The organism is Streptomyces sp. CG 926, from assembly GCF_003148825.1.
GTDB lineage: Bacteria > Actinomycetota > Actinomycetes > Streptomycetales > Streptomycetaceae > Streptomyces.
This window is the reverse complement of record NZ_QGGZ01000001.1, coordinates 303,074-323,032: the sequence shown is the minus strand read 5'-3', so window position 1 is coordinate 323,032 and position 19,959 is coordinate 303,074. Positions and strand designations below refer to the sequence as shown.

The window sequence follows — 19,959 nt, the reverse complement described above, 5'->3', positions numbered from 1 at the left end:
ACGGCGACGCCGGCCGGCGGGGCTGTCGGACCGGACCAAGGCGGGGTCCGCCCGCTCCGGTCCGGCCCGACAGCGAGTCCTCAGCGACCGGTACAGACGAATGATCATGGACTGGCGACTGTTGAACGGTGCCACCGGACCGACCCGCAGAGTGGGTAATCACCCGCAGACGACAGGTCGGCTACGCCATGCGCGAGACGCGGCAAACGGCCGGCTTGACCCAAGAGGAGCTCGTCCTCCGAGCGGGCATCGAACGGCACACCCTCAACCGAATCGAACGCGGACATGCCTCCACCAGGCTCGACACCCTCACCGTCATCGCCGACGTGCTGAATGTTGAGCTCTCCGAACTGGTGCGTCTCGACCCCAACAGGTAGCCCCGGCCGGCGCGCAGCCGGTCGGGGCGGTCTCGGATCAGCGCGCGATGACGAACCCACGCTCGGGTCGCCGGGCGCGCGCTCCGGCAACCCTGGCGAGGACCCGAGCAGTCACGTCCCGGCCGTCCGCGTCGAGGACGATCCACGTGCTCTCCGGATCGTCCGGCGTCACCGGGGTGACGTCTCCCGCGATGCCGTGCTGCCGCATGGCGGCGTGTACCTCGAATGCCTGCTGCGGAGTCATGCCCTCGCCTCTCTGCGGTGTGGAGCCGAGCCTATTCCCCGCCGCCGTGGGTGGCGCAGCTACCGGGGTTGATCGGGCCGCAGCCGCCTGGGACCGGCGTGTGGTTGCAGTTCGCGGCCACCGCCACCAACGACCGGTCCGGACCCACCCACAGCTCAGCATCCGGCGTGTACCCGGCCTGCTCGATCAGGGCCATCGTGCGGGTCAGGACGTCGGGGGCGTGGCGGGACGCGTCCGGGCGCTCCGGGTAGTGGTGAACGGTCCGGCCGAGTCGGCTGCACAGGGTGGCATACAAGTGGGTGTGCAGGATCAGCGCGTGCCAGCCCTCGTCAACCTCGCGGGTCGGGGCGATCGGCACCGTCGGGAACAGGCTCGCCGCGACGACGAACTTGATGGACTCGATGAGGATCCGGGACGCGATCTCGGCTTCCATGCCGGGGTTGTTGTCCAGCACGGTGGCCCGGACGTCGTTGAACTGGGCGTCAGTGAGCAGAGTGCGGGGCGGCGGCGGCTTCTGGGGGCCGGTGGCGCATGCAGCGGTCATGGTGTGCTCCTCGGTGGTCGGTTCCGATGGTGCGATGGGCCCGCCCCGGGCACCCGACGGGGGGTTTGCCAGACGCGCGGGGCGGGAGATCGGGGTGCTGACGACGGCCCGGACGGGCTACGTGATGCCGTACCGGCCGCCCTGAGGGCAGCCCTCCGCGTGGACCACGGCGCCGCCCTCGGGCCCGCCCAGCGGCAGCGGCCTGGCCCCGCAGGGGCACGGCTCGGGCGGGCGGACGTCGGCCCGCTGCCACGTGATCTCGTCGGTCGTCATCGAGCAGCTTCGATATTTGCGGCGGCCGTGGTGAATTCGACGCCGCCGCGTTCCGGCCGGATGTAGGCGATGTCCATCCAGTGGTCCCCGAGGGTGCCTACGTTCTCGTGTACGACCGCCATGAGGATGCCCTCGGTACCCGACGCAATGTCACGCACCGACCGGTTGAGTAGGTCGTGCGGAACGTGCTGGTTCGCGTCGTGCGGGGTGTCCATGCCGGGCTCCCTCTACCGTCGTCAGCGGGTGAAGTGGCCCATTTGCCTGCCGAGTTCAGGGCCACACGAGGATGATGGGCCGGCACACACATGGGCAGATAGGCCATCCCATGGCCATCCGTGGCCACGTGGCGGCCACGGCCGGGGACAGGCGCGATGACACCTCACACTGGGGGCATGAGCCCCCGCAACGACGCGCTCAGGGCCGCCCGGCTCCGGGTCGCCTGGCGCACCATGGAGCAGGCCGCAGCCCAGCTCCAGGCGCACGGACAACGGTTCCTCGACGATCCGCACTACACCGTCAGCGCGCGCACGTGGCGCCGCTGGGAAAGCGGCACGCCCGGCTGGCCGCCGGACGAAACCGCCACCGTGCTCCACGACGCGCTCGGCCGCTGGCCCGAGGAACTGGGGTTCACGGCGCCCGCCGGATGGATCCGCCCCGAGGCACATCAAGAGGACGACTTGAAACGCAGGACATTCGTCTCCGTCACCGCAGCCGCTCTGATGCCCGGGCCCGTCGCCACCCAGCACGTCGACCCGGCCCTGATCGACTATTTCCAGCAGCAGCTGGAAGGCCACTACCGCGCTGACATGTTCCTCGGCCCGCACGACCTCATCGGGACCGTGTCCGCCCAGTACCAGCTCATCGACAAACTCGTCCGCAGCGCGCGCGGCGAGACCCGGCGCCGCCTGCTCAGCGTCGGAGCCGCGTACGCGGCGCTCGTCGGATGGCTGTACCAGGACGCCGGCGACCTCGGCGCCGCCGCGTTCTGGCGCGGGGTCACGCAGGAAATAGCGGTCCGGTCCCGGGACCCTCACCTCATCGGCTACTCCCTCGTCAACCAGGCCCAGGTACGGACCGACCTCGGCGACGGCCACGGCGTCATCGACCTGTGCGAGGCCGCCCTCGACGACGCGGACCTCCTCGTGCCCAAGGTGAGGATCATGGCCATGCAGCAGCAGGCCCACGGCGCCAGCCTCACCGGAGACCGCGACGCGGTCGACCGGCTCATCGACACCGCAGACGGGCTGCTCGCCCGCGTCGACGACGACCTGCCATGGGGCAACGCCTGCCGGCGGACACCGGGATACCTGGAGGTGCAGCGGGCCACCTGCTACGGCCGGCTCGGCCTCGGCTCGGAAGCCGACCGGCTGTGGACCCAGGTCCTCGCCGCAGTGCCCGCCACCGCGCGCCGGGACCGCGGCGTGTACCTGGCCCGGCACGCCACTGCGGTAGCCGTCTCGCGGAACCCGGACCACGCCGTCGAGATCGCGCGCGAGGCAGCGACCATCGCGGTCGAGACCCGGTCGGTGCGGATGCTGCGTGAACTCGGGGCGCTGGAGCGGGCCATGCGGCCGTGGCACGATGCCCCAGTAGGCCGGGACCTCGCCGAGGTGCTGGGGCCCGTGAACGAGGGGAGCTGACATGGGCGTACCGAAGCCGTTGACGCACGAGGAGATCGCCGAGCACCTGGCAGCGCTGCCGGGGTGGGAGCAGGTGGGTGACGAGATCACCCGCACGTACCCGATCCGCTACCACGCGGCCGTGGCTGCGATCGTGACGATCGCCGACCGGTCGCGGCGGATCCAGCATCACGCCGACCTCGACCTGAGGATCGACCACCTGCGTGCCGGCATCACCACGCACGACGCAGGGAACCGGCTCACCGCAGCCGACTTCGACCTCGCCCAGCGCATCGACGTGATCGTCGCGGCGCATCAGGCCCTGCCGCTGGACTGACCCCGGACGCACGAAAGCGCCCCTCCCGCCCGAAGGCGAGAGGGGGCATGGTGCTGTTCAGGAGGCGCCGTACCGCTGGAATGCCCTGCCGGTGTTGCTGACGCCGGTGGACTGCTGACTCGGCGTGTACGAGAAGTCGCCCCGAACTCGCCGAGCTGTCACTTCTGGCCGACGCGGCCTAGCGACCGATCAGCGGGTAGTGGTCGCTGAGGTTGTTGTAGGTGTAGGAGGTGCCCCAGCTGGAGACCGTCCAGGGCGCCGACTGCTCCTTGACCACGTTGTTCTCCCAGCCCGCCGGGCGGGCGTTGCCCTTGCGGTAGAGGACGTAGTCCAGGTCCTCGCGCGGGTCGGTCGGGTAGCGGTAGTTCGCTATCGAGTTCAGCGCGGTGTCGAAGGAGTACGGGTGCCCGGTGCGGCTGTCGGCGCCGGCCAGGTCGGCGTTCGCGAGCAGGCTCGCGTACTCGGGGGTGCGCGAGTCGACGTTGAGGTCGCCCGCCACGATGACCTGCTCGTTCGCCGGGATGTTCTTCCCGTCCAGGAAGGCGTCCACGGTGCGGAACTGACGGGCGCGCATCTCCGCGGCCTCGCCCGCGCCGCAGCCCGGGTCGGTGGACTGCGCGTGCGTGCCGACCACGTGCACCTTGGTGCCGTTCACGTTCAGCACGACGTAGGCGAAGCCCTTGTTGGACCACCAGTCGGCGCCGCAGGCGTCCTTGTAGACGACCTGCTCCTTGCGCAGGATCGGCCACTTGCTGAGGATCGTGACCCCGCCGTCCTCCGGGGTGGTGGCGGAGTACGCGCCGCCCGTGGCGTCCCAACCGCTCTTGCTGCGGCCGACGACCGGGGTCTGGTACGGGTACTGCGCGGCGGAGTTCGCCTTCAGCGCGTCCGAGGAGCTGTTGTCGAAGGCCTCCTGGAGCACGACCACGTCGTGGCCCTGGTAGAAGGAGGCCTTGGGGATCTCGGCGGCCCGGTGGTCCTGGCCCCAGTTCGGGTACAGGTTCTTGCTCATCAGGAACACGTTGTACGACAGGACGCTGAGCCGCGGCGCGGCGGCGGTCTCCGCCGCCGAGGCGGCGGGCGCGGTGGTGGCGGCCAGCGCGCCTGCGGCGACCGCGGCGACGGCCGTGGCGGCGGCGCGGCGCGAGCGGGGCGAGGAAAGCAGCATGGAGGTCTCCATCATTCCTGCGGGGGAAGATCGACGCCCGTCATACAAGCAGCAGCAGTTACCTCTGGGTAACACCCGTGCAGAGACTTTCTGTCCGTAGGACGACCGTCCGGTGCTCGCATACTTGTCGTATGACGAAGACGGACCCCGTACACCCCGCCGGACCTGCGGCCGCGCGCCGCACCGACCCCGAGCCGCCGCCGCCCGGCGGGGTGCTGTGGACCATCGCCGGTGACGTCCGGGCCCTGCTGATGCTGCCCGCCGCCTTCACCATGCAGGTCGCCCACCCCGCGATCGCGGCCGGCGTCGACCAGTACTCCGTCTTCCGCACCGACCCCTGGGGCCGCGGCGAGCGCTCCCTGCGCTCGGTCCAGCTGTGGGTGTACGGCGGGGAGGAGGCCGCCGAGGAGGGCCGTCGGGTGCGCCGCCTGCACAAGGACATCCAGGGCACCGACACCCGCGGCCGCCGCTACCACTCCCTCGACCCCGCCTGCTACGCCTGGGTCCACGCCACCGGCTTCCCGGTCTACCTCTACGCCGGGCGCTACCTGCTGCGCCGCTTCACCCCCGCCCAGGAGCGGCAGCTCTACCAGGAGTGGCTCCAGGTGGGGCGCATCCTCGGGCTGCGCGACCGGGACATGCCGCAGAGCATCGAGGAGTACTGGACGTACTGGGGCCGGATGCTGGCCGAGGAGATCGAGCCCACCGCGGTCGCCCGCGAGCTGATCTCCACCGAGGTGCGACTGCCCCGGCCGGGGGTCGACTCGCCCGCCGTGCGCCTGCTGCTGCGGCTGACCTGGCCGGTTCTGCGGGCCGCCTTCCTGCGCCTACGGGCCTTCGTCACCGTCGGCTACATGCCGCCCGAGGCACGCGCCGCGATCGGGCTGGAGTGGAGCCCGGCCCAGGAGCGCACGCTCCGGCGGTTCAGCACGGCCGTACGGCTCCTCGTACCCCTGCTGCCGGAGCGGCTGCGCTACCTGCCGATCGCCCACCGGGCGCGGGCCGCTTGGCACGCCGGACGCCGCTGACGGCCCCCGGTACGCGGGCGGCCCCCGCCGGATGCGGGGGCCGCGTGCGGTGCGGACTCAGTGCCGGTGGCCGGGCCCGGAGCCGTGCTCGGTGTCGTGGATCGTGTTCGTCTCCGCGATCTTCTTCCAGGACCTCGGCTCCGCGGCGGGCCTCGCCGGGGCCGACTGCTGCGACGAGCGGGCTGCGGGCTTCGCCGCCGACGGGTTGAGCGCCGAGGCCTCCGGCTTGCCCGGGGTGTACAGCCAGGTCTCGAAGAGCTGCGCGAGGGGCTTCTTCGAGACCTTCTCGGCGTACCGGACGAAGTCCCCGACCTTTGCGTTGCCGTAGGCGCGCTCGGTCGGCCAGCCCTTGAGGATCTCGAAGAACTTCTCGTCGCCGATCTCGTTGCGCAGCGCCTGCAGTGCGATGGCGCCGCGGTCGTAGACGGCCCCGTGGAACTGGTTCTCCGGCCCCGGGTCACCCGGCTTGACCTGCCAGAACGCGTCCTCGGCCGGGCGCAGGGAGTAGGCCCAGTCGGCCAGCTCCTGCGCCGTGCCCTCGCCCTCCTTCTCCGACCAGAGCCACTGGCTGTAGCGGGCGAAGCCCTCGTTGATCCAGATGTCCTTCCACCCCTCGACGGACACGCTGTCGCCGTACCACTGGTGCGCCAGCTCGTGCACGACCACCGAGACGTTGGCGCCGCCCCGGAACTGGGCCGGACCGTAGAACGGCCGGGTCTGGGTCTCCAGGGCGAAACCGGCGGTCACGTTCGGCACGTAGCCGCCCAGCGCGTTGAAGGGATACGGCCCGAAGACCCCCTCCAGCCACTCGGCGACCTCCCCGGTCCGCTCCACGCTCGCCCGGGCCGCGCCCGCGTTGTCGCCGAGGTCCTTGCTGTACGCGTTGAGGATCGGCAGTCCGCTCGCCGTCCTGTCGGTGGTGATGTCGAACTTGCCGACGGCGAGGGTGGCCAGGTAGGTGGCCTGCGGCTTGTTGGAACGCCAGTTGTACCGGGTCCAGCCGAGCCGCGAGGTCTGGGACTGCAGCACGCCGTTGCTGATGGCCTGGGTGCCGTCGGGCACGTTGATCGAGACGTCGAAGGTGGCCTTGTCCAGCGGGTGGTCGTTGCTCGGGAACCACCAGACCGCCGAGTCGGGCTCCTGCGCCGCGACCCCGCCGTCGGGGGTGCGCTGCCAGGCCGTCCAGCCGTCCACCTTCAGCTCGGAGGGCTTCCCGGCGTACTTGACGACGACGGACAGCGGGGTGTTGCGCGCCAGCGGCTTCGCCGGGGTGACCTCCAACTCGTGGGAGCCGGACGCGGCGAACTTCGCCTTGACCCCGTTGACCCGGATCTCGCTGACCTGGAGGCCGAAGTCCAGGTTGAAGCGCGACAGGTCCTGCTTCGCGGTGGCCAGCAGCGTGGCCGTGCCCTCCAGCAGGTCCGTCTTCGGCTGGTACTGCAGGCGCAGGTCGTAGTGCGACACGTCGTATCCGCCGTTGCCGCTGGCCGGGTAATAGGGATCGCCGATACCCGGGGCGCCCGAACCCGAACCCGCAGCCGACGCCGGGATCACCAGCAGGAGGGAAGCGGCGAGCACGCTCGGGGCGATGACTTTACGGTGCACGAATGACTCCAAGTGGTAGGGGAGACAGATCGGTTCACAGAGTGGTCCAAGGCCTTGTCGCTCGACCGTATTCACCCTTGACCGCTCAGGTCATGTCCATGGCCCCTGCTGTCACACGATCGCCATTCGGCCGACACGCGTCCGCGCTCGGCGGGGTGACGAGCCCGCCCACGCGGGCGCCACCGACCCCGGCACACCCGCCCCGACCTGCGCTCCGTCCGCCCGAAGTCCCGCCCCCGACACCACCACCGAACGCTCGACCCCGCCCGCGGGAACGTCCGGATCGACACGACGCCCCCGCACGGCACACCCGCCCCAGCGCGGCGGTGTCTACCCGCCATACCGAACAGTCGGTAACCTGCCGCGCATGACCCTTCATCCGCTCGCCGCGCGACGCTGTTGGCACGCCGCCGTCAATCCGCTGCACTCCACCGTCTACTTCTCGCCGGAGATCGCCGAGGAGTTCGCCGCCCACGGGATATCCGACCCCGTCGCCGTCAACCTGGCGCACCGCTCCGCCGCGATGGGTGCCGTCGGGGCCGGGGCGGTCACCGCCACCTTCTACAACTACCGGCACGACCTCGTCGCCCGGCACCTCCCCGCCGTCTGGGACGCCGTCGCTCCCGAGGAGGCCCTCGCCGCCCGGCTGTGCGCGGCCGACGCCGCCCTGACCCGGCTCCTCGGCGCCGAGACCGTGAAGTCCCCCGAGGTGGCCGAGGCCGCCGACCTGGCGATGCGGGCCACCGAGGGCTGTACGCGGCACGCCCGCACCCTGTACGCGGCCCACGCCGACCTCCCCGTACCCGAGGAACCGCACCTGCGGCTGTGGCACGCCACCACCCTGCTGCGCGAGCACCGCGGCGACGGCCACCTCGCCGCCCTGCTCCTCGCGGGCCTGGACCCGGTGGAGGCCCTGGTCAGCCACACCGCCACCGGCAAGGGCATGACCCCGAAGTGGCTCAAGACCATGCGCGGCTGGACGCAGGACGACCTCGACGCCGCGGCCGGCCGGCTGCGCGAGCGCGGCGTCCTCGACGCCGACGGCGATCTGACCGAGGAGGGCACGGCCCTGCGCGAGCGGCTGGAGAGCGACACCGACCGCCTCGACGCCGCACCGTACGAGCACCTCGGCGCGGACGGCCTGGCCCGCCTCACCGAGCTCGGCGGCGCCCTCGTCCTCAAGGCCGTGACCGCGGGCGCCTTCCCGCGGGACCTCATGGGCAGGGCCTGACGGACAGGGCTCCCGCCGTCCGCCACCGCCACCTGCCACAATTGGCAGCCTTCCAGTGCAAACGAAGGCAGGCGGGACCCGATCGTGACGACGTCCATCGAAGGCAGGATCGCCGAGGAGCTCGGCGTACGGGAGCGGCAGGTCAAGGCCGCCGTCGAGCTGCTCGACGGCGGCTCCACCGTGCCGTTCATCGCGCGCTACCGCAAGGAAGCGACGGAGATGCTCGACGACGCCCAGCTGCGCACCCTCGAGGAGCGGCTGAGGTACCTGCGGGAGCTGGAGGACCGCCGCGCGGCGGTCCTGGACTCCGTACGGGAGCAGGGCAAGCTCACCGACGAACTGGCGGCGCGGATCGCCGCGGCCGACACCAAGGCCCGGCTGGAGGACATCTACCTGCCCTTCAAGCCCAAGCGGCGCACCAAGGCGCAGATCGCCCGCGAGGCCGGTCTGGAGCCGCTCGCCGAGGGCCTGCTGGCCGACCCCTCGGTGGAACCGACCGCCGCCGCGGCCGCGTTCGTCGACGCCGACAAGGGCGTCGCCGACCCGGCGGCCGCCCTGGACGGCGCCCGGGCGATCCTCACCGAGCGGTTCGGCGAGGACGCCGACCTGATCGGCGAGCTGCGCGAGCGCATGTGGGGCCGCGGCCGGCTCGCGGCGAAGGTCCGTGACGGCAAGGAGGAGGCGGGCGCCAAGTTCGCCGACTACTTCGACTTCGCCGAGCCGTTCACCGCGCTGCCCTCGCACCGCGTCCTCGCCATGCTGCGCGGCGAGAAGGAGGACGTCCTCGACCTCACCCTGGAGCCGGAGGAGCCTTCCGAGGTACCCGGCCCGTCCACCTACGAAGGCATGATCGCCCGCCGCTTCGGGGTGAACGACCGCGGCCGCCCCGGCGACAAGTGGCTGGCCGACACGGTCCGCTGGGCCTGGCGTACGAAGATCCAGGTGCACCTCGGCATCGACCTGCGGATGCGGCTGCGCCAGGCCGCCGAGGACGAGGCCGTACGGGTCTTCGCCTCGAACCTGCGCGACCTGCTGCTCGCGGCCCCCGCCGGCACCCGGGCGACGCTCGGCCTGGACCCGGGCTTCCGTACCGGTGTGAAGGTCGCCGTCGTGGACGCGACCGGCAAGGTCGTGGCCACGGACGTGATCTACCCGCACGTCCCCGCCAACAAGTGGGACGAGTCCCTCGCCAAGCTCGCCCGCCTGGCGAAGGAGCACGCCGTCGAGCTGGTCGCCATCGGCAACGGCACGGCCTCCCGCGAGACCGACAAGCTGGCCGGGGACCTCATCGCGCGGCACCCGGAGCTGACGCTCACCAAGGTGATGGTCTCGGAGGCGGGCGCCTCCGTGTACTCCGCCTCCGCCTTCGCCTCGCAGGAACTGCCGGACATGGACGTGTCGCTGCGCGGCGCCGTCTCCATCGCGCGCCGTCTGCAGGACCCGCTCGCCGAGCTCGTCAAGATCGACCCGAAGTCGATCGGCGTCGGCCAGTACCAGCACGACCTGTCCGAGGTGAAGCTCTCGCGCTCGCTCGACGCGGTCGTCGAGGACTGTGTGAACGGCGTCGGCGTGGACGTCAACACCGCCTCCGCGCCGCTGCTCTCGCGGGTGTCGGGCATCAGCGGCGGCCTCGCCGAGAACATCGTGGCCCACCGCGACGCCAACGGCCCCTTCCGCAGCCGCAAGGGGCTCAAGGACGTGGCCCGGCTCGGCCCGAAGGCGTACGAGCAGTGCGCGGGCTTCCTGCGGATCCGCGGCGGGGACGACCCGCTGGACTTCTCCAGCGTGCACCCCGAGGCCTATCCGGTGGTCCGGGGCATGGCCAAGACGGCGGGCAGCGAGGTGGCGGCCCTGATCGGCAACTCCGGTGTGCTGCGCTCGCTGCGGCCGGAGCAGTTCGTCACCGAGGCCTTCGGTCTGCCCACCGTCACGGACATCCTGCGGGAGCTGGAGAAGCCGGGCCGCGACCCGCGCCCGGCCTTCAAGACGGCCACCTTCAAGGAGGGCGTCGAGAAGATCGGCGACCTGGCGCCCGGGATGATCCTGGAGGGCGTCGTCACCAATGTGGCCGCCTTCGGCGCCTTCATCGACATCGGTGTCCACCAGGACGGGCTCGCGCACGTCTCGGCGCTGTCGAAGAACTTCGTCAAGGACCCCCGGGACGTGGTCAAGCCGGGCGACATCGTCCGGGTGAAGGTCATGGACGTGGACATCCCGCGCAAGCGGATCTCGCTGACCCTGCGGCTGGAGGACGAGGCCGGGGCGGAGCGCGGCGCGGGAGCTCCCCGGCAGCGCGAGGACCGGCGGGGCGGCGGCGGTGGCCGGCCGCCTCAGCAGCGCGGCGGGTCCGGCGGTGCCCGCGAGGGCGGCCGGAACCAGAGCCAGGGCGAGCGCGGCCAGCGTGGTCAGGGCGGCCAAGGCGGTCAGGGCGGTCAGGGCGGTCAAGGTCGTCGACAGGGCGGTGGCGCTCCCGCCCCCGCCAACAGCGCCATGGCGGACGCCCTGCGCCGCGCGGGCCTCACCTCACCCGAGGAGCGCCGCAAGAAGTAGGGGCCGTCAAGGGCGCCTTGCGGCCACCCGGCAGGTGCGAGTTCCCGGAAGGAGTGGCCGAATACCTTCCCCACCAGGGGACTTGCCTTGCCAACTCCCTTACAAGATCTGTAGGCATGGTGGAACGCCCGTTCGTCACTCGGCGGACGGGCTTCCGCGTTTTCCCTCAGGACCGCATTCCCCGAGGCCGCCTCGAAGGCACAGGACGCCATGCCCATGCCCACACACGCCTACCACCGTTGCCCCGGAAAGGGTCCGAAGAGGGATCACATGCCCCACCGGCAACTCAGCATTCGCAAAAGGTGCGAGCAGATTCTCGGCCATCTGGATCTGACCCACCCCTTCTCCCTGGACGACCTGTGCCACCGGATAGCCGAGCGGCGCGGTCGCCCCATCCGGCTCCATCCGCTCCCCAAGGAGGCGGCCGAGTCCGGAGTCTGCGGACTGTGGGTGGGCACGGCCAGCGTCGACTACGTCTTCTACGAGGCGCAGACCACCCCGCTGCACCGGGAGCACATCGTCCTGCACGAGTTGGGCCACATCCTCTTCGGCCACCACTCCCTGGAAGGGGAGGAGGCAGACGGGCACGCCCCCGTGGTGCTCGGGCGCACCAACTACACCACCCGGCAGGAGCAGGAGGCGGAGATGCTCGCCAGCATGATCCGCATCCGCACGGCGAACCTCGGCCCGCGGTCCACCGACGGCGCGCGCGGCACCCTGGCCCGGTTGGAGTCCGCCATGGGATACGAGCGGGGCACCGATGGCAACTGACCTGACCGACTTCGGTAACTGGCTCGCCGTCCCCAGCGTGGTCTGCCTGTGGGTCGCCGTCCTGCTCCGCGCCCCCGGAGCCCTGCGCTCGCCCCAGCAGCGCGGCCTGTGGCTGGCCGTCGCCACCGCCGCCGCCGCGATGACCCTCAACCTCCCGGACGTCGTCTCGTACGCGATGAGCCGCGGCCCAGGCTACGCCCACACCATCGGCCTCGTCCGCAACCTCATCGGCGTGCTCTCGGCCGGCGCCGTGCTCTACTTCGTGGCCGCCACCACCCGCGGCCGGAGGCTCCAACTCACCGCCTGCGTCGCCACCGTGGCCTGGCTCACCACCCTGGTCGCCCTGGACGCGGCCGCGCCCGACCACGGCACGCACACCATGCCGCCGGTCGGCGACCCGGTGCCCTCCCTCGCCTACTGGCTCGTGCTGATCTCCGCGCACGTGGTCGCCAACATCGTCTGCGTGGGGCTGTGTTCGCGCTACAGCCGCCGCACCGAGAGCCGGGGCCTGGCCGCCGGGCTGCGGCTGTTCGGCCTCGGTACTGCGCTCGCCGGACTGTTCTGGACGGCGTACCTGCTCAAGGCCCTCTTCGGCAGCACCTGGGCGATGCCGGCACTCCCGCTGCTCATGAACCTGCACGGCCTGCTGCGCGCCGCCGCGATCCTCGTGCCCACCCTGTTCACGCTCCGCCGCACCTGCGCCGACATCGCCACGACCTGGCGGCTGTGGCCGCTGTGGCGCGACCTCGTCGAAGCGGTGCCGCACGTGGCCCTCAACAAGCCGCGCGCCTGGCGGGTGATGGAGCTGCTGTGGCCGCCGGTCCCGCGCAACCTGCTCGTGTACCGGAAGGTCATCGAGACCCGCGACGCGATCCTGATCCTGGGCGAGTACGTGGCCCCGGGCGCCCTGGAAGAGGCCCGCGGCCAGGTCACCGGGACCGGGGTCCCCGAGCAGCGCGCCACCGCCGCAGCGCTCGCCCGCGTACTGAGGGAGGCCCGGCAGGCCAAGCTCGACGGAGCGCCCGGGCAGCCGGGGGAGCCGGCCGCGCTGGAACTGCCCGCCGCGATCCACACCTCGCGGGAGGGCGGGGACCTGGCGGACGAGGCCCGGTTCCTCGTCGACGTCGCCCAGGCGTACGCGGCGCCCGCCACCACAAGGAAGTGAAACCGTCGTGACCACCGTACTGATCACCGGCGCCAGCGCCGGACTGGGCGCGGCCTTCGCCCGGGGCTTCGCCGCCAAGGGCTGCGACCTGGTCCTCGTCGCCCGCGACAAGGACCGGCTCGACGCGGTCGCCGCCGAACTGGCCCGGGAGTACGGCACCGCCTCCGAGGTGCTGCCCGCCGATCTGCTCGACCCGACGGACTGCGCGGCCGTCACCGAGCGGCTCGCCGCGTCGAGGCGGCCCGTGGACATCCTGGTCAACAACGCGGGCTTCGGGCTTCCCGCGCCCTTCCCGTACAGCCCGGTCGAGGACGAGGAGCGGATGCTCGACCTGCTGGTCAAGGTCCCGCTCCGGCTCACCCACGCCGTCCTGCCGGGCCTGCGCGCCCGCCGCCGGGGCGCGGTCCTCAACGTCTCCTCGGTGGCCGGCCTCCTGCCGACCGGGACCTACGGAGCCGCCAAGGCCTGGGTCACCGCCTTCAGCGAGTCGCTCCGGGTGGACATGGCGCCGTACGGGGTCCGGGTGCTGGCCGTGGTCCCCGGCTTCACCCGCACCGAGTTCCAGGAGCGGGCCGGGATGGACGTCAGCGCGCTGCGCGACGCGGTCTGGCTGGAGCCGGAGGCCGTGGTAGCCAGGGCCCTGAAGGACCTCGCCCTACGCCGCCCGGTCAGCATCACCGGCGGCCGCTACCGCGCCTACGCCCACGCCGTCCGGCACCTCCCGCGCACCTTCGTGGCCGGCAGGATGGCCCGCAAGCGCCGGGCTCCGGCCGAGCCGTCCCCGTGAACGGGCCCGCGAAACCCACCCTCACCGCTTTCTGATCATGTGACAAGATCGCGGGATGCTGCGACTCACCGATTTCATCATCGACTGCCCGGACACGATGAAGCTGGCGGGCTTCTACTCCGAGGTGACGGGCCGCCCGATCAAGGAAGGCAGCAACGAGCACTGGGCGGGCATCACGTTCGGCGAGATCGAGCTGGCCTTCATCCGGGTGGACGACCACCGAGCCCCGCAGTGGCCCGACAACGAGCACCCCAAGCAGTTCCACCTCGATTTCGAAGTGGACGAGATCGAGCCGGAGCAGCGCCGCGTCCTGGACCTCGGCGCGACGCTGCGGCAGGACTTCATCGGTCCCGAAGGCTACGGCTGGCGGATCTACACCGACCCGGTCGGCCACCCCTTCTGCCTGTGCCGCAACAAGGGCGTCACCTGGACCGACCAGGGCCCGGTCTGGTCCTGAGGGCTGTCCCGCCGGACAAGGGGGTCGGCGGAGCAGGGCGGGCCCGGCGATAAACGCCTCGACATCGCTCGCGGTGATCAGGGACCCTTCACGTGATGGCCGGAATCGACGACACACCGCCCGCGTGGGATGAGCGCACGCAGCTCACCACGTTCCTCGACTACGCACGTGACACCGCCCGCGCCAAGTGCGAGGGCGTCTCGGCGGAGAACGCCCGCAAGGCCCTCCTGCCGGGCTCACCGCTGATGACCATGAGCGGACTGATCAACCACCTCCGCTGGGTCGAGTACTACTGGTTCCAGGTGGTCTTCCTCGGTGAGGAGGACCGGGGCCCCTGGACCGAGGAGGACCCCGACCGTGAGATGCGCATCGCCGTCGACTTCCCGCTCGCGCGGTTGCTCGACGAATACGCCGAACAGAGCGCCCGCTACCGCGAACTGGTCGCCGGGACGGGCCTGGACAACCAGGCCCGGCGAGCCGTCCGCGACGGCCTCCACGTCGACCTGCGCTGGATCCTCCTCCACCTCACCGAGGAGACGGCCCGCCACAACGGCCACCTGGACATCCTGCGCGAGATGCTCGACGGCACGACCGGCGACTGAAGCCGTGATCATGGGCGGCGAGGCGCCGTGCCGGGCGTCGTGATCCGGTGAACCGCGCCGGCTGCCCCTAGAGCTCGGTGACCTTGCCGCCCGCGACCTCCAGGCGGCGGGTCACGTGCACCGCGTCCAGCATCCGGCGGTCGTGCGTGACCAGCAGGAGGGTGCCCTCGTAGGCGTCGAGCGCGGCCTCCAGCTGCTCGATCGCCGGCAGGTCGAGGTGGTTGGTCGGCTCGTCCAGGACCAGCAGGTTCACCCCACGGCCCTGGAGCAGGGCCAGCGCCGCCCGGGTGCGCTCGCCCGGGGAGAGGGTGGCCGCCGGGCGCAGGACATGGGCCGCCTTGAGACCGAACTTCGCCAGCAGGGTGCGGACCTCGGCCGGCTCCGTCTCGGGGACCGCCGCGCAGAAGGCTTCCAGCAGCGGTTCGTCGCCGAGGAACAGGCCGCGCGCCTGGTCCACCTCGCCGACCAGGACACCGGAGCCGAGGGTGGCGGAGCCGGAGTCCGGGGTCAGCCGGCCCAGCAGGACGGCGAGGAGCGTGGACTTGCCCGCGCCGTTGGCCCCGGTGATCGCCACCCGGTCCGCCCAATCGATCTGCAGGCTCGCCGGGCCGAAGGAGAAGTCCCCGCGCCGGACGGCCGCCTCGCGCAGGGTGGCCACCACGGACCCGGAGCGCGGGGCCGCCGCGATCTCCATCCGCAGCTCCCACTCCTTGCGGGGCTCGTCGACGACCTCCAGCCGCTCGATCGCCCGCGCGGTCTGGCGGGCCTTGGCGGCCTGCTTCTCGCTGGACTCGCCGCGCAGGTTCTTGCCGATCTTGTCGTTGTCGGAGGACTTGCGGCGGGCGTTGCGCACGCCCTTGTCCATCCAGTTGCGCTGCATCTGGGCCCGGCCTTCGAGCGCCGACTTCTTGCCCGCGTACTCCTCGAACTCCTCGCGGGCGTGGTCGCGGGCGCGCTCCCGCTCCTCCAGGTAGGAGTCGTAGCCGCCGCCGTAGAGGTTGATCTGCTGCTGGGCGAGGTCGAGTTCGAGGACCTTGGTGACCGTCCGGGTGAGGAACTCGCGGTCGTGGCTGATCACGACCGTGCCGGCCCGCAGCCCCTTGACGAACCGCTCCAGCCGCTCCAGACCCTCCAGGTCCAGGTCGTTGGTGGGCTCGTCGAGCAGGAAGACGTCGTAGCGCGAGAGGAGGAGCGAGGCGAGACCCGCGCGGGCCGCCTGGCCGCCGGAGAGCGCCGTCATGGGCAGGTCCAGACCGACGGCGAGGCCGAGCTCGTCGGCGACCTCCTGGGCCCGCTCGTCGAGGTCGGCGCCGCCGAGGTTCAGCCACAGGTCCAGCGCGGTCGCGTACGCGTCGTCCGCGCCCGGCGTTCCGTCCACCAGGCCCTGCGTCGCCGCGTCGAGCTCGGCCTGGGCGGCCGCCACGCCCGTACGGCGGGCCAGGAACTCCCGGACCGACTCCTCGGGCCGGCGCTCCGGCTCCTGCGGGAGGTGACCGACGGCCGCGCCGGGCGGGGAGAGCCGCAGCTCACCGGTCTCGGGGGTGTCCAGCCCGGCGAGCAGCCGCAGCAGGGTGGACTTCCCGGCGCCGTTCACGCCGACGAGGCCGATGACGTCGCCGGGCGCGACGACGAGGTCGAGATCGGCGAAGAGGGTGCGCTCACCGTGCGCGGCGGTGAGCTTCTTGGCGACGAGGGTTGCAGTCATGATGTGCCGATCCTATCCGCGCCCGGACGACGCCCGGCATGGCCGGACAGGTGGGAGGCACGTCATTGCGGCCGTCGCGGGGGCGGAACACCATGGAGCCATGCCGTCATCGCCGCGCAACGTCCTCTGCCTCGTCCACGACGGGGGCCGGAGCCTGGACGTGACCGACGGCGGGCCGACACCGGTGCCGAACGGGGAGCCGCAGAGCGCCCGGCCGGCCCGCCGGGACCCGCCGAGGGGCGTGCGGCCGTGGATCACCGAGCACCCGGGGGAGCCGCTGGGCGCCCGGCACTTCGCCGCCCGTGCCCGACCGTCACCGCGGCACTTCGCGCGGGCGTTCCGGGCGGAGACCGGGGTCACGCCCGGCCGGTACGTCGAACGGGTCCGGGTGGACCATCCGCGGCGGCTGCCGGCGGAGAGCGGGGAAGGGATCGCACAGATCGCCCGGGGCTGCGGTTACGGGATCCCGCAGGCGTTGAGCCGGGCCTTCGTAGGGACCCTCGGCCGGCCGCCGGCCGAGTACCGCCGCCGCTTCGGCACGTCACGCCCCTGACGGCCCGGGCCGGTGGAGGCCGAGAAGAGAGAGCCGCCCCGAAAGGGGCGGAGCCGTGTTCCGACCATCGCTCCGGAGGAGCCATGCAGATCGCCGTACTTCTCTACGACCACTTCACCGCCCTCGACGCCATCGGGCCCTTCGACACCCTCGGCCGGCTGGCCGACGCCGAGGTGGTCTTCGTCTCCGAGCGGCCGGGGCCCGTACGGACCGACAACGGCGCGCTCGCGCTCGTCGCCGACAAGGGGCTCGACGAGGTCACCCGCCCCGACATCGTGATCGTGCCCGGTGGGCCGCATCCCGAGCGCGAGATGGCCAACCCCGTGGTCCTGGACTGGCTGCGCGCGGTCGACGCCACCACCACCTGGACCACCTCGGTGTGCACCGGATCCCTGTTGCTGGGTGCCGCCGGGCTGCTCGACGGCCGGCGGGCCACCAGCCACTGGCTCTACCTCGACCAGCTGCCGAAGCTCGGTGCCGAGCCCACCGGTGAGCGGGTGGTCTTCGACGGGAAGTACGTCACGGCCGCCGGGGTGTCCTCCGGGATCGACATGGGGCTCACCCTGCTCGGCCGGATCGCCGGCGACGACTACGCCCGGGCCGTGCAGCTGATGACCGAGTACGACCCCCAGCCGCCCTACGACGCCGGCTCGCCCGACAAGGCCCCGGCCGCCCTCGTCGAGATGATGCGGGCGAACAACATGCCCGGCCGAGGCGCGGGCCCGACCGTCACGGGTTCCAGGTGAAGCGCGGGGCCCGGCGCTCCAGGAACGCGGCGACCCCCTCGGCGGTGTCCTCGCTCCCGGCGGCCTGGTCCTCCCAGTAGGCGTCCCGGTCGGTCCGGCCGTCCGTGAACTCCTTGGCCGCCGCCTGCGTCAGCCGCGAGCGTGAGGCCAGGATCCGGGCGAACTCGGCGACCCGCTTGTCCAGGTGGCCGGCCGGCAGCAGCTCGTTCAGGAACCCCGCGCGCAGCGCCGTCCCGGCGTCGATCAGCTCCGCGGAGAAGAGGAGGTACTTGGCCCAGGCCGGACCGACCAGCGACGCGAGCCGGCGGGTGGAGGACGCCGGGTAGACGATGCCCAACTTGGCCGGGGTCACCCCGAAGGAGGCGCCCTCCTCCGCGAAGCGCAGGTCGCAGGCGGCGGCCAGCTGGCTGCCGCCGCCCACGCAGAAGCCGCGGATCGCCGCCAGGGTGGGCCCCGGGAAGGCGGCCAAGGCCTCCTCGGCGGCCACCGCCAGGGCCCGCGGGTCCTCGGCCCCGTCGGCGCCGGCGTTCCCGGTCAGCGAGGAGATGTCGGCGCCCGCGCAGAAGGTCGGTCCGGCCCCGGTCAGCACGAGCACCCGTACGGCCGGATCGTCCGCCAGGGCCGTCACCAGCCCCGGGAGCGCCCGCCACATGGCGGCGGTCATGGCGTTGCGCTTGGCGGGGTGCGAGATGACGACCGTGGCCACCCCGTCGGCGACGGTGTGCAGGAGGTGTGCGTCCGGGGCTGCGTCCATGCGCCGGATGCTATCCCGGGCGGTCATACCTATGATCAAGGGAGTCCGTCGGGGGTGCGAGGAGGTGGCACGTCCATGGGCGCAGACCGTGCGGAGGGTACGCGGGCGAAGGCCGGCGGCCCGGAACCGCAGCGGGAGAAGAAGAAGGTCAGACGCAGTTTCGCGCTGATGACGGCGCTCGGGGTGATCCTGGTGCTGGCCGGTCTGGTCGGCCTGGTCTACACGGGCCTGGCCACCCTCACCTCGATGTTCCTCTTCGGCTGGCTGCTGCTGATCGGCGGCGTGGTGGGCCTGTTGCAGGCCGTGCAGTGGCGCAGGAGCAACTACTTCTGGCTCGCCGTCGTCGTCGCCGCGATCAATCTCGCCGCGGGCTTCGTGATCCTGCGCCGCCCCGAGGCGAGCGCCGAGGCGCTGACCATGTTCGCCGCGCTGCTGTTCCTCACGGGCGGGGTGTTCCGGCTGGTCGGGGCGCTGGTGGTGCGCGGGGCCAATTTCGGGGTCGCGGTCGTCCAGGGCGCCTTCGGGATCCTGCTGGGCTTCCTGATCCTCTCCAACTGGCCCGGCAACAGTCTGTACGTGATCGGAACCTTCTTCTCGCTCGCCCTGCTGTTCGACGGACTGAGCCTGGTGGCCATGGGCATGGGTTCCCGGCGCATCCTGGGCTTGGTCAGGGAGGACGAGGCTCCGGCGGGGGCGGCCGCGACGGACGGGGCCGGCGAAGCGGCCGCGAAGCGGCCGACGGAAGATCAGGAACAGTCGAACAACTGACTCTGTCATACGCCGGCGGTCAAAAAGTGCCCGATAGGCGCTGACTTATGGTCAGCCGGCGGGTCCGGACCAGCCCGTTCCCCACTCTTGTCGCGTGGAGACGATCGAGCGTGAAGACGGGGGACGGAAGATGGATGTCAGCGGGAGCGTCCCGCCAGCCAAGGCGGGTGAGGTGGAGACTCCGAGCGACCCCCTCGCCTACGAGGGAGTGTGGAGGTTCACCGCACCCGCCGTTGAAGAATCCGTTCCGCAGGCCCGCCGTGCGGTCCGGGACCTCCTCGGGCGTCAAGGGGTGCCGGCCCATCAGGACCTCGTGTACTCCCTGCTCCTGATCGTCTCCGAGCTCGTGACGAACTCGGTCCGGCACGCCGCCCTGCTCTCCCCGGAGGTCGCCGTCGAGGTCGCGATCGGCCGTGAGTGGGTCCGGGTCGCCGTGGAGGACAACCACCCCTACCGCCCCAAGGCGCTCGAGGCCGACTTCGGCCAGACCGGCGGCCGGGGCCTGCTCCTGGTCCGGGAGATCACCCTGGAGTCCGGCGGGGTCTGCGACGTCGAGCACACCTCGACCGGCGGCAAGGTGATCTGGGCGGCCCTGCCGCTCGCCGCCCCGCCGACCGCCGGCTGAGCGGCGGCCGACGGGGCGGGCGGACAGCGGGGAGCGGGATCGCGTACGGA

Annotated in this window: 22 protein-coding genes and 1 pseudogene; 15 read left to right on the top strand and 8 right to left on the bottom strand. The window is 72.0% G+C overall.

Translation table 11 applies throughout. The features are described 5' to 3' along the window. Positions 1-188 precede the first annotated feature (188 nt). Positions 189-377 carry a helix-turn-helix transcriptional regulator gene (locus tag BCL76_RS01295; protein ID WP_109777385.1) on the top strand — a complete coding sequence of 63 codons (189 nt, stop codon included), beginning with the start codon at positions 189-191 and terminating at the stop codon, positions 375-377. 37 nt (positions 378-414) lie between these two features. Here the strand turns inward: BCL76_RS01295 and BCL76_RS01290 are convergent, their stop codons facing one another. The 4 genes from BCL76_RS01290 to BCL76_RS01280 all read right to left on the bottom strand — a co-directional run bounded on the left by BCL76_RS01290 (position 415) and on the right by BCL76_RS01280 (position 1,653). After that, the gene (locus BCL76_RS01290; RefSeq protein WP_109777384.1) at positions 415-621 is read right to left on the bottom strand and encodes a hypothetical protein; all 207 of its coding nucleotides are present in this window, start codon (positions 619-621) and stop codon (positions 415-417) included. Positions 622-652: 31 nt separating this feature from the next. Continuing rightward, positions 653-1,165, bottom strand: a complete 513-nt coding sequence (locus BCL76_RS01285) for a glycine-rich domain-containing protein (protein ID WP_258309200.1) — start codon at positions 1,163-1,165, stop codon at positions 653-655. Between the two features lie 117 nt (positions 1,166-1,282). Then, the gene (locus BCL76_RS38740) at positions 1,283-1,438 is read right to left on the bottom strand and encodes a hypothetical protein (RefSeq protein WP_181382391.1); all 156 of its coding nucleotides are present in this window, start codon (positions 1,436-1,438) and stop codon (positions 1,283-1,285) included. Further along, entirely contained in the window at positions 1,435-1,653 is a 219-nt protein-coding gene (locus tag BCL76_RS01280) for a hypothetical protein (RefSeq protein WP_109777383.1), read from the bottom strand. The genes BCL76_RS38740 and BCL76_RS01280 overlap by 4 nt, the downstream gene beginning before the upstream one ends. Positions 1,654-1,830: 177 nt before the next feature. Between BCL76_RS01280 and BCL76_RS01275 the strand changes: the two genes are divergently transcribed. Together BCL76_RS01275 and BCL76_RS01270 are read left to right on the top strand one after the other, a co-directional pair. Further along, complete coding sequence (locus BCL76_RS01275; protein ID WP_258309198.1) at positions 1,831-3,078, top strand: Twin-arginine translocation pathway signal; 1,248 nt, start codon at positions 1,831-1,833, stop codon at positions 3,076-3,078. 1 nt (position 3,079) lies between these two features. After that, positions 3,080-3,394: a 4a-hydroxytetrahydrobiopterin dehydratase gene (locus tag BCL76_RS01270; RefSeq protein WP_109777381.1), complete on the top strand. Its 315-nt coding sequence runs from the start codon at positions 3,080-3,082 to the stop codon at positions 3,392-3,394. A 178-nt stretch (positions 3,395-3,572) separates the two neighbouring features. Here the strand turns inward: BCL76_RS01270 and sph are convergent, their stop codons facing one another. Further along, positions 3,573-4,562, bottom strand: coding sequence for a sphingomyelin phosphodiesterase (gene sph, locus BCL76_RS01265; protein WP_109778283.1), 990 nt, complete (start codon positions 4,560-4,562; stop codon positions 3,573-3,575). Positions 4,563-4,693: 131 nt separating this feature from the next. On the opposite strand from sph, the gene BCL76_RS01260 reads away from it, so the two are divergent. Further along, positions 4,694-5,590 (top strand): oxygenase MpaB family protein, encoded by an 897-nt coding sequence (locus BCL76_RS01260; protein WP_109777380.1) that lies wholly within the window; start codon positions 4,694-4,696, stop codon positions 5,588-5,590. Positions 5,591-5,647: 57 nt separating this feature from the next. Here BCL76_RS01260 and BCL76_RS01255 read toward each other — a convergent pair whose 3' ends face one another. Further along, positions 5,648-7,195, bottom strand: a complete 1,548-nt coding sequence (locus BCL76_RS01255) for a M1 family metallopeptidase (protein ID WP_109777379.1) — start codon at positions 7,193-7,195, stop codon at positions 5,648-5,650. 367 nt (positions 7,196-7,562) lie between these two features. Here BCL76_RS01255 and BCL76_RS01250 point away from each other — a divergent pair, with 367 nt between their 5' ends. The 7 genes from BCL76_RS01250 (at position 7,563) to BCL76_RS01220 (ending at position 14,758) form a co-directional block, all read left to right on the top strand. Further along, complete coding sequence (locus BCL76_RS01250; RefSeq protein ID WP_109777378.1) at positions 7,563-8,426, top strand: SCO6745 family protein; 864 nt, start codon at positions 7,563-7,565, stop codon at positions 8,424-8,426. A gap of 84 nt (positions 8,427-8,510) precedes the next feature. After that, positions 8,511-10,976: a Tex family protein gene (locus BCL76_RS01245; protein WP_109777377.1), complete on the top strand. Its 2,466-nt coding sequence runs from the start codon at positions 8,511-8,513 to the stop codon at positions 10,974-10,976. A 270-nt stretch (positions 10,977-11,246) separates the two neighbouring features. Beyond that, positions 11,247-11,747, top strand: a complete 501-nt coding sequence (locus tag BCL76_RS01240) for an ImmA/IrrE family metallo-endopeptidase (RefSeq protein ID WP_181382390.1) — start codon at positions 11,247-11,249, stop codon at positions 11,745-11,747. Then, positions 11,737-12,912 carry an MAB_1171c family putative transporter gene (locus BCL76_RS01235; RefSeq protein WP_109777376.1) on the top strand — a complete coding sequence of 392 codons (1,176 nt, stop codon included), beginning with the start codon at positions 11,737-11,739 and terminating at the stop codon, positions 12,910-12,912. Before BCL76_RS01240 ends, BCL76_RS01235 begins: the two co-directional genes overlap by 11 nt. A gap of 7 nt (positions 12,913-12,919) precedes the next feature. After that, positions 12,920-13,699, top strand: a complete 780-nt coding sequence (locus tag BCL76_RS01230; RefSeq protein WP_109777375.1) for an SDR family NAD(P)-dependent oxidoreductase — start codon at positions 12,920-12,922, stop codon at positions 13,697-13,699. 55 nt (positions 13,700-13,754) lie between these two features. Beyond that, on the top strand, positions 13,755-14,156 hold the full coding sequence (locus BCL76_RS01225; protein ID WP_109777374.1) for a VOC family protein: 402 nt from the start codon (positions 13,755-13,757) through the stop codon (positions 14,154-14,156). 95 nt (positions 14,157-14,251) lie between these two features. After that, the gene (locus BCL76_RS01220) at positions 14,252-14,758 is read left to right on the top strand and encodes a DinB family protein (protein ID WP_109777373.1); all 507 of its coding nucleotides are present in this window, start codon (positions 14,252-14,254) and stop codon (positions 14,756-14,758) included. 67 nt (positions 14,759-14,825) lie between these two features. On the opposite strand, the gene BCL76_RS01215 is transcribed toward BCL76_RS01220, so the two are convergent. Continuing rightward, positions 14,826-16,463, bottom strand: coding sequence for an ABC-F family ATP-binding cassette domain-containing protein (locus BCL76_RS01215; RefSeq protein WP_109777372.1), 1,638 nt, complete (start codon positions 16,461-16,463; stop codon positions 14,826-14,828). A 205-nt stretch (positions 16,464-16,668) separates the two neighbouring features. On the opposite strand from BCL76_RS01215, the pseudogene BCL76_RS01210 reads away from it, so the two are divergent. Together BCL76_RS01210 and BCL76_RS01205 are read left to right on the top strand one after the other, a co-directional pair. Next, positions 16,669-17,016, top strand: a pseudogene (locus tag BCL76_RS01210) (helix-turn-helix domain-containing protein); the annotation flags it as partial. Positions 17,017-17,099: 83 nt separating this feature from the next. Continuing rightward, on the top strand, positions 17,100-17,762 hold the full coding sequence (locus BCL76_RS01205; RefSeq protein ID WP_109777371.1) for a DJ-1/PfpI family protein: 663 nt from the start codon (positions 17,100-17,102) through the stop codon (positions 17,760-17,762). Here BCL76_RS01205 and BCL76_RS01200 read toward each other — a convergent pair. After that, entirely contained in the window at positions 17,746-18,516 is a 771-nt protein-coding gene (locus BCL76_RS01200) for an enoyl-CoA hydratase/isomerase family protein (protein ID WP_109777370.1), read from the bottom strand. The two genes, BCL76_RS01205 and BCL76_RS01200, sit on opposite strands and share 17 nt — an antisense overlap. 75 nt (positions 18,517-18,591) lie before the next feature. Here BCL76_RS01200 and BCL76_RS01195 point away from each other — a divergent pair, with 75 nt between their 5' ends. Both BCL76_RS01195 and BCL76_RS01190 read left to right on the top strand, forming a co-directional pair. Further along, positions 18,592-19,284, top strand: coding sequence for an HdeD family acid-resistance protein (locus BCL76_RS01195; RefSeq protein ID WP_109777369.1), 693 nt, complete (start codon positions 18,592-18,594; stop codon positions 19,282-19,284). 130 nt (positions 19,285-19,414) lie between these two features. Beyond that, entirely contained in the window at positions 19,415-19,909 is a 495-nt protein-coding gene (locus BCL76_RS01190) for an ATP-binding protein (protein ID WP_258309194.1), read from the top strand. The last annotated feature ends 50 nt before the right edge of the window (positions 19,910-19,959 follow it).